Genomic DNA, 12921 nt, shown 5'->3' on the forward strand with positions numbered 1-12921 from the left:
CGCCCAGAAAAAACGGATGGTTTTTTAGCTCGACCGCTTCGATAAGCCCGTCGCTCTCGCCGCAGACGATAAGACCGTGCTTTTCAAACTCGGCGCGGTACTTCGGATTGGCTTCGTAGCGGTGGCGGTGGCGCTCGCGAATGGTTTTTTGCTCGCCGTAAATTTTACTCAAAAGCGAGCCCTTTTTGACGTCGCAATCGTAGCCGCCCAGCCGCATAGTGCCGCCCATAGGGGATTTATGCGTGCGGATCTGCTTTTTGCCGCTTGCGTCGATAAAGCTGTCGATGAGGTAGATCACCGGATCTTCGGTCTGCGGGTCAAATTCCGCAGAGTTAGCGTTTTTCAGTTTTAATACATTGCGCGCAAACTCCACCATCGCAAGCTGCATCCCTAGGCAGATGCCCAAAAACGGCACCTTATGCACTCGCGCGTAGTTTATGGCTAAAATTTTGCCCTCCACTCCGCGCGAGCCGAAGCCGCCCGCGACCAAAATTCCGTTTACGTCGCGGAAAATTTCATCCACATTGCTCGCTTCAATTTTTTCGCTGTCGATCCATTTTAAATTTATCCGCGTATCGAGTGTCGCGCCCGCGTGGATGATCCCCTCGGTGAGGGATTTGTAGCTTTCTTTCAGATCGATATATTTGCCCACAAAGGCGATCGTGGTTTCGTTCGTAGGCACGATGACGCGCTTAACTAGGCTGTCCCAGTTGCTCATATCGACTTCGAGCTTATTTAAGTTTAGAGTCTCCGCGATCGGCGTTAAAATATCCTGCTTCAAAAATGCAAGCGGGATCTGATAGATACTCGCGCTATCAGGGCTTTCGATGACGCAGTTTTTATCCACGCCACAGCTTAGCGCGATCTTATCTTTTAGCGCGCGATTTAGCGGCATTTCGGAGCGGCAGATTATCATATCGGGGCTAATACCGATACGGCGCAGCTCACCTACGCTGTGCTGCGTGGGCTTAGTTTTGAGCTCGCCCGCGACCTTGATGAAAGGCACGAGCGTGAGGTGGATATTCATCGTATTCACCCTACCAAGCTCCACTCTCATTGCGCGGATCGCCTCTAAAAAGGGCAGTCCCTCGATGTCGCCCACGGTGCCTCCGATCTCGACGATCAGCACGTCGTTACCCTCGCCCGCCTTTTTTATGCGGCGCACGATCTCGCCTACGATATGAGGGATCACCTGGATCGTCTTGCCCAGATAATCGCCCCTGCGCTCCTTTTCGATAACGGAGCTGTAAACTTTGCCCGTGGTGAAGTTGTTGTCTTGGCTTAAATTTTCATCCAAGAACCGCTCATAATGCCCCAAATCCAGATCGGTCTCCGCGCCATCGTCGGTTACGAAAACCTCTCCATGCTCCAGCGGGCTCATGGTGCCCGGATCGACGTTGATATAAGGATCCGCCTTTAGGATGCGCACCTTTTGCCCCGCGTGCTTTAAAAGCGTCGCGATCGACGCCGCCGCAATGCCCTTACCCAGCGAGCTGAGCACTCCGCCGGTGACGAAAATATATTTCGTTTGTTTTGCCATAAGTTTTCCTAAATTTTGATATTAATGCCGCGATTATAACTTCTTTTAGGTTAAAGCACACTAAGCTAGAATTTGAAAATTTTAGAAATTTACGGCAAAATACGCACCCAAATAAATTTTAAATTTAAAGGAGAGATGATGAAAAAGATCATCGCGGCTTTAGTGCTCATCGTAGCGCTTATAGTGGGCGTTTTTGTGGCGACGAAGGACGCTAAAACGGGAGTAGCTAAAAGTGTAAACGATAGCATAACCAAAACGGTTGACGGTGCGGTCGGCAAGAGTGCCAGCGCGGCAATTGAGCAGCAGATTGCGGAATTTATCGCTAGAAACGAAATTTTCGAGACTAAAAGCGCTAAATTTTATCCGGGAGATAGCAACTCAAGCGGCTTTATCGAAGGCGTAGTAAAAAAAGAGAAACTACAAAAAAGTCTTGCTGAAGGCTTTAGCAAGCTAAAGGAAAAAGCAGGCGCGCAAGATAGCAACGATACGGACGAGCCAGATCCTGCTAAAATTTTCCCGGAAGATTTTGCTTTTCGCTATGACTACACTATCAAGCATAGCGTAAAAAACGCTGCGGATGGATTTGAGAGCGACGGAATTTTAACGATTAAGACGCCATATTACGCGGAGCCTTGCAAGAAGCTGTTTAAGACTGACGCGCCGCTTAGCACGCATCTAAACTACGGACCTACAGAGGTTAAATTTAGCGCAAAGCTAGCCGATATAAATGTGCTCGAAGATGGCGGAATAGGACGTCTTGCAGGCCTTAGCCTAAATGGCACGAGCGATATGAGCGGCAAAACGATAAAAGCCTTGGGTTTTAAAATCGGTGAAATTTTTATAGACGACGGCAAGGATTCGGGTCTTGATATGAAGGATCTTATCTATGAGGCAAACTTTAAAAACGGCATCCAAGATCTAGACGATAATATAACCAAGCTCTTTTTGAATGACATAGATTTTGCAGGCAGCACAAAAGAGCTCGTCGTAACTGTAGATAAACAGCGCTTCGTCGTAGTTACGGATATGAGCACGGAAGGTAGCTACCGCGTAAAAGATGGAATTTTAAATTTCAACGAAAGCGATAAAGCCCAAAGCCTAAAAATCGCCGATGTGCTAGTGCGAAACATCCATTTAGGCGTCGATACCAGCTTTAGCGCCGCACTTTTCGAAAAATATCTGTCTGTTATCTCAAATCCGCAAGAAGGCGAAAAATTAGCGGAAAATAAAGAGCTTTTTATGAAGCTGCTAAAAGATGATATGAAAATCAACGTGAATGATTTTTCGTTTGAAAATAGCCTCGGCAAGAAATTTGCTTTTAACGCAAGCGCGCTATTAGGCGGCTACATCGACGAGACGCAGCTTTTTAAGCGTATGAGCTTGGACGGCAAAGCTACGATAAATACGACCATTACGGACTTCTTATCGCCTTATGACAGCTTGCGCGATTTTGCGCCGATGGCGGAAGTTTACGGCTCGCAGTTTCTTAAGCCTGATGGAGATGGAGTTAAGATGGAGTTTAGCTTCGATAAGGCAAGCAACTCTATGATCTTAAACGGAAAGCCTATCCCGCTACCGCACAATTAAATTTTTAAGCTTTGCGGGCAAATTTTAAACCTGTTCGCAAAGCTTTTTTTGTTTCTTACTTTTTCGGCGCAGAATTTCGCAAAACTCCGCGCAAATTTTTACCTGCAGAATTCCGCAGCGGCGCCATAAAATTTCGCTCAAATTTTATCGCATCGTTTCTGCATGCCTTGCTAAATTTTAAAACTTACAAGCCAAAATCTCATACTTACAATGACAGATAGGCTTAAGCAATTTTGGCTATAATGCGCGCTTTTGCAGCGCAGCTAGCGTAAATTTAAAAGACGGCGGATTATGAGCGGCATTTATTACGCCGCCTCTTTTGACGACGTATTTTATATTGGGAAACTAACGCTAAATTTGCATTTTTAAATTTCAAGGAACGATATGAAAGTAATCAAACGCAACGGCAGAACCGAGGAACTTGACGTAAGCAAGATCAAAAAATACACGAGCGAGGCAGTGGAGGGGCTAGAAAACGTAAGCCTTAGCGAGCTTGAGGTGGACGCAAAGATCCAGTTTCGCGATATGATCACCACCGAGGAAATTCAACAAACCCTCATCAAAACCGCGGTCGAAAAGATCGACGTGGACCGCCCGAACTGGACCTTCGTCGCCGCACGGTTATTTTTATACGATCTGTATCATAAAGTAACGGGCTTTAGCGGTTATAACAGCCTAAAAGATTACTTCGCTCGCGGCGAGGCGGCGGGTCGTATAATGCTTGGCTTAAAGGAAAAATACGATCTGGAGGATCTAAATTCTTATCTGCAGCCGCAGCGCGATTTGCAGTTTAACTATTTAGGCATCAAGACGCTTTACGATCGCTACCTCATCAAGGATAAAAGCGGCGCGCCGATCGAGCTTCCGCAGCAGATGTTTATGGCGATCGCGATGTTCCTCGCGCAAAATGAGCTTGACTGCCAGAGTTGGGCGAAGAAATTTTACGATCTCATATCTAAATTTGAAGTCATGCTGGCTACCCCGACGCTCTCAAACGCCCGCACGACGCGCCATCAGCTAAGCTCCTGCTACGTGGGCTCCACGCCCGATAATATCGAGGGGATCTTTGATAGCTACAAGGAGATGGCGTTACTTAGCAAATTCGGCGGCGGTATCGGCTGGGACTGGTGCAAGGTGCGCGCGATGGGCGGCAGCATCGACGGACATAAAAACGCCGCGGGCGGCATCATCCCATTTTTAAAGATCACAAACGACATCGCAGTCGCCGTCGATCAGCTGGGCACGCGCAAGGGTGCTATCGCCGTGTATATCGAGCCGTGGCATATGGACGTGAGCGACTTCCTCGATCTGCGCAAAAACTCGGGCGAGGAGAGGCGCCGCGCGCATGAAATTTTCCCCGCGCTGTGGATAAACGATCTGTTTATGAAAAGACTTCAAAGCGGCGGCAAGTGGACGCTCTTTGATCCTGCAGAAGTAAGCGATCTGAGCGATCTATATGGCGCGGAATTTCAGGCGCGCTACGAGCAGTACGAGGCCGATGATAAAATTTCAAAATCCACCATCCTGGCAAAGGAGCTTTGGAAGAAAATTTTAACGAGCTATTTTGAGACCGGAATGCCCTTTTTGTGCTTCAAAGATAACGCCAACCGAATCAATCCAAACGCGCATCAAGGCTTAATCAGAAGCTCAAATTTATGTACCGAGATCTTTCAGAACACGGCGCCGAACCACTACAAAATCAAAGTCGTTTTTGCTGACGGCAGCGAGAGGCTGTTTGAGGAAAACGAAGATGTGGCGACCGACGCGGGCATCGTAAAAAAGGCGAAAAAGATCACCGCGCTAGACACGCTGGGCGGCAAAGAAATTTTTATCGTAGAAAAGGGCTGCAGCGAGGGCGCGACGGCGGTTTGTAACCTCGCAAGCGTAAATTTAAGCAAAATCAATAGCCGCGAGGAGATAGCTCGCGTGATGCCGATCGCCGTGCGAATGCTCGACAACGTCATCGATCTAAATTTTTACCCGCACGCCAAGGTCAAACACACCAATCTAAAAACGCGCGCGATAGGGCTCGGCGTGATGGGCGAGGCGCAGATGCTGGCCGAGCGCGGCGTGAAGTGGGGTAGCTACGAGCACTTCGAGCTGATCGATAGGATAATGGAAAACGTGAGCTTTAACGCGATCAAGGCAAGTTCAAATTTAGCCGTAGAAAAGGGCAGGTACCCTGATTTTGCGGGATCAAAGTGGAGCGAAGGAATTTTTCCGATCGATTTGGCGAACGAAAACGCCAAAGCGCTAGTTAAGCGCGGCGGGCTTTTTGAGCAGAGCAGCTGCGATTGGGACGGGCTGCGCGAGAAAGTAAAGCGCGACGGCATGCGAAACGGCTACCTGATGGCGATCGCACCGACATCGAGCATCAGCATACTCGTAGGCACCACGCAGACGATCGAGCCGGTGTATAAGCGCAAATGGTTCGAGCACAATCTAAGCGGCATGATCCCGGTCGTCGTACCGAATTTAAGCCCGAAAACGTGGCAGGCGTACGTGCCTGCGTACGAGCTCGATCAGCGCCTACTCGTAAAAGCGGGCGCCATCCGCCAAAAATGGATCGATCAAGGTCAGAGCCTAAATATTTTTATGAGCCTGGATAAGGCAAGCGGCGGCTATCTGAGCGAAATTTACACGCTTGCGTGGCAGCTGGGGCTAAAATCGACCTACTACCTGCGCTCCGAAAGCCCCGATAGCGAGAAGCTAAACAACGTCGCGGATCGCTCGATCGAGTGTGAGGGGTGTCAGTAAAATACGGCGGCGCTATGGTTGAATATAAAATTTGAAAAATTTTGAAATTTTTAAGAGCCGCTATAAAATTTTTGTAAAATTTAAGCGGCTCGGGTCGATAGTAAAGCGAAAGCGCTTATTAAAGATTCTTTGCCTTTCGAAGTAGTTTGATTTAATGACGGACGAGCAAAAAAGCGCAGCCTTCGCAAGAACTAAATTGTTTCAACGGCGCTCGCTCAAATTTAAAGCGTAGATTATTCCACCTGCCCGAGCTTTTTAAGATAGGCAAAAATTTTAGCGATCTCGATCATTTTGTTTAGACTTTCGAGCAGTTTTGCGCTTTGTGAGCTCGGCGCAGATTTGAAAATTTCGCTATTTTCAACGCCGATTACGAGGCTGTTTTCGCCCAGATAAAGCTCGGTTTTACCGAACAAATTTAGAGTGATCGTCTGCATATTTTCTAAAATTTTTTTGTTTTGCAAAAATGCGGCGGCGGCGGGGTTGTTTAGATATACGTCAAACGACGCGCTTAGGTGCGGGCTGTCTTTGAGCAGCTTCAGATCCGATGCGCCGAATATAAATTCTCCGCGCGGCACAACTAAAATTTTACTATCGAAAGTCTCGCTAAAATCGAATTTTGCAAAAAGTCCGTCGAAAATCGCAGTATCGTCCTTTTTTTTAAGATGCAAAATTTTATCCAGCTCAAATACCCGATTTTCTCTGTTTTTATCGAAATCGCGGCTTAGGCAGATGTCGCCGATTTTTATACCAAATTCGGGCGTCTTGCCCACTATCGCGTGCTTGCAAGTGCATAGATTTGCCTCTTTACGGAGCGGATTTTTGTAAATTTCATCGAGTAAAAACGCGCCAAAAGGCTGAAAGGTAAGACGCAGCTCCTTTGCGATCCAAAGCAAAAATTCGTTTTTGAAGGCCTCTTCACTGAGCGCTTCAAATTTACGCGAAATACGCACGGCTAGGTATTTGTAAGCAGGATAAGCAAGAGCCAGCAACACTAATAAAAATAGGAACGAGAAATCTCCGAAATCCTTGCGCATAGCGATAAATAGCGCCAGTACTACTGCCGCCACGCTGCCACGCGCCTTCCAAAGCGCCACATTGCGCGCTCCATCTAGTTTTTGCTTTTTTAATTCGTAAGAAACAAGGCTCATCGCTATCCCCGTGAGTGAAATTTGACGCTCATTATAGCGAAAAATGGGATTAAATCAAGCCATATGATAAGCGTGTCGCTATTTATAAGGCGGGTTTTTATAATAGCTCAAAAGCATAGAAATCGCCGTCTTTTTCTCTACATTTTACAATATCGCCCTGTTTGAATTCTAAAATTTCATCCAGTTCGGATTCAAATTTCGTCGTATCAGTAATTTTAAAAATATATTGCGCGATTTGAACAGCCTTTACCGGGCGCCATACATTAATATCTTCATTCAAAATTTTTATAAAAATTTCTTTATCGATCGCGCTTGCCGTATTAAACCTTTCTGCCCGGTTATCTAAAATTCTTTCTGCCTAGCCACAATTTAAGATATTTTAATACGGGTCTTAAATAATCATTAGTAGCATTGGCTTTAAAGGTGCTTACGTCTGATTCGATCAAATACCAGCTATATCCGTCATCCTTTAAAATATTCATTTTGCGATGTTTGGCCTCAGTGTTTGTGTCAGATATCTCTATATCCAGTACTTTATTTGCAATATTCATCTGCACCGATAGGTTAGAGCTTAGATCATATATGAAACGGTTAAAATCTTTGATGATATGCGTATTATATACGTCATCGATCATCTCAGCTCTTCTCTTCCAAAAAATTTCCTCTTCTATTGGGTCTCCATCAAAAAGCTTTTCATAATGATCTTCATCGGCTATGAGCTCTTCGTAAGATGCGGTAAAACATTCAAAAAATCCCCTATGCATCCCAAATTTCCAATTTGTAGGCACCGTTTCATCGATTACTTGAAAATATTCGCTATTAAATCGATACCATTCTCTATCATCTTCAAACGGTAATATACAATAATAAACCCGTCCCTCTTCATATTGGATACCATGAACAAAATAGGTTCTGTTTAATCCCAGATACTCATGCCTATCTTCTTTTATACATTTTACAATCATTTTTAATCATCCTTAAATTTTAAATCGTCTACCGCTTCTATAATAGGCGGTTCGTTTTTATCGCCTATTATATTATTTTTAACAAGTTCTGTAAAAAATTCTTTATTTTTGGATTTGTTGATTGTCTCTTTTATAGCGCTAAAGGATAATTTTAAATTATTTAAACTACCGTCTATAATGCAAAAACCGTTTTTCTCACACAATGATATTATGCCCCTTAATACGGCCTTATATTTGGATCTAAAATCGATACGAAACGTAACGGACTCTATTATATTATTAGCATCAAAAAGTACCTCTAAGCGGTTGCCATTTTCGCTTCCGTATAGATCGATTTCGTTAGACCAAGATTTTTCGGGCTTTAATAGGTGCGAAATTTCAGAAAATATCTCTTTTTTGATCTTTGCTTTTTTCCAATACTTATCGTCTTCAAAGAGCTTTATATTGCCATATTGCCGGTCGTATTGCAGATCGTATGTATCGCTTTTAGGTAGAATAAAAAACTCACATTGCCAAATTGCCATATCCTCTTTCCTCAAATATTTTCATTATAAAATTTTAAAAGTAATACGCATAGCAGCCTCGGTCATCGTATATATCAAATAAAATCGAAAATTTCTCTTTATTGTTTACGGCTAACTGAACTCTAATGTTCAAAGAGGGCTCTTTTGCCAGCTCAAGATTAAAATGGCGCAGCAGTACGGATCTCAAAAAATTTGGCTCAAGCGTCTTTTCTTCTATAAAGATAACGCCCGCTCTGGCGCCGTTTTTATAAGGCTTGGCTTTTATGTATTGCCCCTTCATATTTTTAAGAAGATATTCTTCTATTTTCTCATCTCTTTCCCAAAAAAGAATTTTATAAACTACGCTATCTAAGTGGCTTGCTTTTGAAATTAAAAACATAACTAGCCTTATTTTAGCCTCGACATCGATATTTTCAAAATCTATTCTCGATCTGGCTACGCCTCTTTTATTTCTACTTATTTTTCTAAATTCTATATCGAAATTAGTTGAGTCTATAATGCTTTTTATCATTGTCATCGCCTTTCAAAAACCTTTTGCTGCGTGATACTATACAAGCCCGCTTTAAAATCTTTATCTACTTTTTCCATTTAAATTTTAATTTCTTTCGCTTTATTTTTATGAAATTTTCCAACTGCTTATCGGTAAAATTTAAAATCTCTTTTCGATTTTGTAAATTTACATAGGTGTGCCTTATATCGCAATTACCGACAAAGGCGGCTTCCCAGTTCTTAATTAGCCAACTCGAGCTTATAGTATATTCCCGTCCTTTATCCGAGCGCATTTTATCGTCATATCCGATAGGCGCAAACATACCGGAATAAAACCCCTCCAGATAGGGTAGTCTCGGGCATCCTTCCGTATCGGTTGCGACGATAAATTTTATCTTTCGATCATACGGACGAAAAGCCTTATGACATTCTATAATATCTCCATTTTTTAGATCGTCTTTGAATTTTAAAAATTTATAAGTAAATTTTGCGGGAATTTTGTCATTTATCCTTTTGTATTCGGCTAAAAAACTATCGTAATAAGAAAATATGCTTATATTTCCGGACGGCTCGGTATTACATACAAAATCTAAATTCTCCAATATCCACTTTTTAGAAATCAGACCATTATTATTTTTCGCATTAGCTTCGGGCGGCAATACTATAAACTCCCCCGAATTATCGCCGTTTATACGTAGCAGATTATTCCAGCTACAAAATAAAAACCGCCTTTGACCGATCTGCAGTATATCGCCCTCCGCGAAAATTTCTCTAAAATTATTAATCGAAAATTTCCTTCTACCTCTTACCGGTATTATCTTTTTATAATTTCTTTTCATGGTCTTTCTTCTGTTTTATTATTAAATCGCGGCATACTCGCTAAATTCCTAAATGCAAAATATATAAATCGTTTTTAATTGCCGAATCGATTAGTTCCAATAGGCCGTCTAATTGCTCGATAACCGAGGATTTATTTAGCGCGCAGTTTTTATCAAAAATAATCTGCTCATCCGCGCTCAAGAAAAGCGATCTCCAAGAGCATATTATATCTCTAAATTTAGCTTTATCTTCTATCTAGCTATAGCCATAGTAATTTAGACCTTTTTCCAAATTTGCCTCATCGTTCCATGTGGTTTGCACCCACCCAAGAGAGTACGAAATATGAAGTATCAGATCATCGCTAATTACTACGCAATACTCTTTAGAGAAGATATTTTCTTTTATCTTTTTGAGTAAAAATTCATGTTTAGACATACAGCTCCTTATTGTTTTAAAATATGACTTTAATAAAGCTCGATATAGCTATTCGCCAAATTCCATCCAGGCTGCGGCGTATTCTTGTGTTTCATCTTTAAAATATTTGCTAATTATCTTATATTCGTCTTCTGAAAATATCTGCTCTTGATAGGCGTTAAAATACGCCCTGTTTTTCTCTATAAAGAAATAGATATATTCCTCATATTTGCCCAAATCAGTCTCTATTAAGCGCATTTGCCAATCCTTATAAAATTCCATCATAATACTTTTCTCCAAAATTTTATAGCGCTTTTTATCTCTTTTTCAAAATGTTTGAATGGTATATAAATTTCTTCTTGTTCGTAGGGCTTTAACTTTTTATATTTCTTGGAATGCGTAATTCTTGTAATATCTTCATAATTTTTTTGTAAAAAATCTATGATTATTTTTACCTCATCTCTGCTAAATTGTTTCGCTCGCGCCCGTCGCATAGGCGGTGCAAATGCTTGAATAAACATATCTTCTATAATCGCTTCATCGCCGAAGCGCTCGTAAAAATCAATAAAATCCAGGATATAATACCTAAAAGTATAGTCATTGAAAACCTGCAAATCTCCCGATAAAAGTTTGATCGTGCTATGGTCTAAATCGCACAGATCTTTACCGCACAGATCTTGCTCGACAAGCTCATCCTTTTGTACAGGATTTGTTATAATTTCCGGCTTTTGCAGTTTAAGCCGCGCCTTTAGCGCTTTTATTCTAGTATGCAATTCAAATTTATTCATCTAAAAAATACACGTCATTATCTAAACTTATATCGTTACCCGCTAATAGCCTTAGCAAATCCGTATCGTAGTATAGACCCGGCAAGTTACCGTGGCTGTAAATCACGACTCTTAGCAGCTTTTTTACGCTTTGTAATTTTATACTCCTCGCGACATTTATATCTGCCAAGAATTTTTTAATTAGATCTCCCGCAGAAGGTATATCATAAAATTTTTCCTCTATGCTAAAGCCAAAATTTCTGTATTTTAAAATAGAGCCTTTTAGTTTCAAATCTCCCCTGCGCCAGGTTTTTGTTGCAGATATGCCGCTGCTGCTTATTGTTTCGGATAGATCCCTATCGCTTTCGATCGATAGGATTAGGATTACTTTGTTGCTTTTCAAGATCGCTCCTAAAAATCTTTTATATCCTATCTACGCACATATTGTCATTCAGTTTGACACACATTTTATATTTATCAGAATATGAGCAAAACCAGCATATTCTGCATTGGAAGTTAAAATTTTCATTTGGACACCCGCCCAGGACAAATAGTTGGGCAATATGCAAAATCATCTCCGTTTCTAGCGCGATAATTGGTGATATATTGGATCGCCACCTCAAATGCATTGTCATCTTCCGATTTAATACCCCAGCAATCGTATGTGATTATGGGCTCATTGCCGCTTAGGCGATATACATCCCCTCCTACGATAATCATACCTTTATCTCTTGTAATTTTTAGCACCTCCATTACATCATCAAATCTCCAAGCGATTCCATAAATTCCATACTCCTCCCTTAAGCGTATACCGCGCTCCAGCAGATCTTGCAGTACGATATTTACGTAATCTTCATCTATAAACGCCGCGCCATCTTCTTCAACTGACATAATCTCTCCTTTCATTAAAATTTAATTTATTGCAAAGACTTTTCTATATCGTTTATTAGGCGATGAAGCGTTTCGAGACGACTAGAACTCGGATTATTTTGGTTCAAAATTCTAAAATATCGCTATATTTCATCGTCTTTATATTGCGCTCGTCAAAAGATGGAGGTATATATTTTTCGTTCATCTTAATGATTTTTGCGATATAGCTCTCGCTTATGCCGTTTTTTGGTTTTTTGTGCGATATATGCGCCAAAGGGCTTTTGGACGATGTTTATCGCTCTTTCTGTAAAACCGACCTAAACCTAATAGGTTTTTAACTAACCTAATAACTAACTGAATTATTTTAAAATAATTATAACATAAAAAGAAACAAAAATAATTAAAATTACTAAGAGCTCTAAATATCCGTATTTAAAGGAAGTAAAAGAGATCTAAAAGAAGTAATTGAAAATTAAAAGTAGCTTAAATGGTGGAGTTAAGCGGGATCGAACCGCCGACCTCTTGAATGCCATTCAAGCGCTCTCCCAACTGAGCTATATCCCCATAAGTGGCGGCTATGATAAATTCCGCCTCTTTGTCTGTCAATATTAAATTTTCAATTCAATGTTATCAGATTAAATATTAAGCGTTTTGCGCCTGAATAAAATCAATGGCATGTTGAATGCGATTTAATACGCGTTCACGCCCGATGCCTACGAGGGTGACGTCCATGGACGGCGATTGACTCGTACCGGTAACGGCGACACGCAACGGCATGCCTACTTTTCCCATGCCAACTTCCAATTCGGTGGCGGTTTGCTCAATGGCTTCATGGGTGGAATGCAAATCCCAGTCAGAAAGTGTGGTTAGTTTTTCTTTTACTTTTTCTAGGGCTTCTACGGAACCGGCTTTGAAATGTTTTTTCGCGGCAGCTTCATCGAAAGTGTCAAATTCTTCAAAGAAATAACGGCTTGCCTGCGCCATTTCGCGTAAGGTTTTGCAACGGTCCGCTAGCATATTAACGATTTCCGTTAATGCCGG

At 42.0% G+C, this 12921-nt stretch carries 15 protein-coding genes, 1 tRNA gene and 1 pseudogene; 2 read left to right on the top strand and 15 right to left on the bottom strand.

The genetic code is table 11. From position 1 onward, the window contains the following. On the bottom strand, positions 1–1540 hold a 1540-nt coding region (locus tag Q0372_RS00345), incomplete at its 3' end, for a CTP synthase (RefSeq protein WP_298101301.1). 138 nt (positions 1541–1678) lie between these two features. Here Q0372_RS00345 and Q0372_RS00350 point away from each other — a divergent pair. Both Q0372_RS00350 and Q0372_RS00355 read left to right on the top strand, forming a co-directional pair. Next, complete coding sequence (locus Q0372_RS00350; protein ID WP_298101303.1) at positions 1679–3127, top strand: DUF945 family protein; 1449 nt, start codon at positions 1679–1681, stop codon at positions 3125–3127. Positions 3128–3511: 384 nt separating this feature from the next. Then, positions 3512–5884, top strand: coding sequence for a ribonucleoside-diphosphate reductase subunit alpha (locus tag Q0372_RS00355; RefSeq protein WP_298101305.1), 2373 nt, complete (start codon positions 3512–3514; stop codon positions 5882–5884). A gap of 233 nt (positions 5885–6117) precedes the next feature. Here the strand turns inward: Q0372_RS00355 and Q0372_RS00360 are convergent, their stop codons facing one another. The 14 genes and pseudogenes from Q0372_RS00360 to Q0372_RS00425 form a co-directional block, all read right to left on the bottom strand. Then, positions 6118–7032 carry a DUF3137 domain-containing protein gene (locus tag Q0372_RS00360; RefSeq protein WP_295150294.1) on the bottom strand — a complete coding sequence of 305 codons (915 nt, stop codon included), beginning with the start codon at positions 7030–7032 and terminating at the stop codon, positions 6118–6120. A 97-nt stretch (positions 7033–7129) separates the two neighbouring features. Beyond that, entirely contained in the window at positions 7130–7312 is a 183-nt protein-coding gene (locus Q0372_RS00365; protein ID WP_298101307.1) for a hypothetical protein, read from the bottom strand. 58 nt (positions 7313–7370) lie between these two features. After that, positions 7371–7997, bottom strand: coding sequence for a hypothetical protein (locus Q0372_RS00370; protein WP_298101308.1), 627 nt, complete (start codon positions 7995–7997; stop codon positions 7371–7373). A gap of 2 nt (positions 7998–7999) precedes the next feature. Further along, positions 8000–8536: a hypothetical protein gene (locus Q0372_RS00375; protein ID WP_298101310.1), complete on the bottom strand. Its 537-nt coding sequence runs from the start codon at positions 8534–8536 to the stop codon at positions 8000–8002. 19 nt (positions 8537–8555) lie between these two features. After that, on the bottom strand, positions 8556–9032 hold the full coding sequence (locus tag Q0372_RS00380) for a hypothetical protein (RefSeq protein WP_298101313.1): 477 nt from the start codon (positions 9030–9032) through the stop codon (positions 8556–8558). Positions 9033–9096: 64 nt separating this feature from the next. After that, entirely contained in the window at positions 9097–9849 is a 753-nt protein-coding gene (locus tag Q0372_RS00385) for a hypothetical protein (RefSeq protein ID WP_298101315.1), read from the bottom strand. A 235-nt stretch (positions 9850–10084) separates the two neighbouring features. Further along, positions 10085–10264 (bottom strand): hypothetical protein, encoded by a 180-nt coding sequence (locus tag Q0372_RS00390; RefSeq protein WP_298101318.1) that lies wholly within the window; start codon positions 10262–10264, stop codon positions 10085–10087. Between the two features lie 48 nt (positions 10265–10312). Further along, on the bottom strand, positions 10313–10501 hold the full coding sequence (locus Q0372_RS00395; RefSeq protein ID WP_297942593.1) for a hypothetical protein: 189 nt from the start codon (positions 10499–10501) through the stop codon (positions 10313–10315). Positions 10502–10524: 23 nt separating this feature from the next. Next, on the bottom strand, positions 10525–11031 hold the full coding sequence (locus tag Q0372_RS00400; protein WP_298101319.1) for a hypothetical protein: 507 nt from the start codon (positions 11029–11031) through the stop codon (positions 10525–10527). Then, a complete protein-coding gene (locus Q0372_RS00405) occupies positions 11024–11413 on the bottom strand; it encodes a hypothetical protein (protein ID WP_298101320.1) in 390 nt (129 codons plus the stop codon). The genes Q0372_RS00400 and Q0372_RS00405 overlap by 8 nt, the downstream gene beginning before the upstream one ends. Positions 11414–11535: 122 nt before the next feature. Then, a complete protein-coding gene (gene imm40, locus Q0372_RS00410; RefSeq protein WP_298101322.1) occupies positions 11536–11901 on the bottom strand; it encodes an Imm40 family immunity protein in 366 nt (121 codons plus the stop codon). A gap of 103 nt (positions 11902–12004) precedes the next feature. Further along, on the bottom strand, positions 12005–12154 hold the full coding sequence (locus Q0372_RS00415) for a hypothetical protein (protein WP_298101324.1): 150 nt from the start codon (positions 12152–12154) through the stop codon (positions 12005–12007). Between the two features lie 214 nt (positions 12155–12368). Continuing rightward, positions 12369–12444: transfer RNA gene (locus tag Q0372_RS00420), tRNA-Ala, on the bottom strand. 78 nt (positions 12445–12522) lie between these two features. Next, positions 12523–12921 (bottom strand): annotated as a pseudogene (locus tag Q0372_RS00425) (hypothetical protein); the annotation flags it as partial.

The organism is uncultured Campylobacter sp. (assembly GCF_937997405.1).
Lineage (GTDB): Bacteria > Campylobacterota > Campylobacteria > Campylobacterales > Campylobacteraceae > Campylobacter_B.

Coding starts and splice junctions, on each gene's coding strand:
- imm40 (WP_298101322.1), bottom strand. CDS start 11,901: ATGTCAGTTGAAGAAGATGGCGCGGCGTTTATAGATGAAGATTACGTA.
- Q0372_RS00395 (WP_297942593.1), bottom strand. CDS start 10,501: ATGCGCTTAATAGAGACTGATTTGGGCAAATATGAGGAATATATCTAT.
- Q0372_RS00390 (WP_298101318.1), bottom strand. CDS start 10,264: ATGTCTAAACATGAATTTTTACTCAAAAAGATAAAAGAAAATATCTTC.
- Q0372_RS00385 (WP_298101315.1), bottom strand. CDS start 9,849: ATGAAAAGAAATTATAAAAAGATAATACCGGTAAGAGGTAGAAGGAAA.
- Q0372_RS00360 (WP_295150294.1), bottom strand. CDS start 7,032: ATGAGCCTTGTTTCTTACGAATTAAAAAAGCAAAAACTAGATGGAGCG.
- Q0372_RS00370 (WP_298101308.1), bottom strand. CDS start 7,997: ATGATTGTAAAATGTATAAAAGAAGATAGGCATGAGTATCTGGGATTA.
- Q0372_RS00355 (WP_298101305.1), top strand. CDS start 3,512: ATGAAAGTAATCAAACGCAACGGCAGAACCGAGGAACTTGACGTAAGC.
- Q0372_RS00350 (WP_298101303.1), top strand. CDS start 1,679: ATGAAAAAGATCATCGCGGCTTTAGTGCTCATCGTAGCGCTTATAGTG.
- Q0372_RS00380 (WP_298101313.1), bottom strand. CDS start 9,032: ATGATAAAAAGCATTATAGACTCAACTAATTTCGATATAGAATTTAGA.
- Q0372_RS00400 (WP_298101319.1), bottom strand. CDS start 11,031: ATGAATAAATTTGAATTGCATACTAGAATAAAAGCGCTAAAGGCGCGG.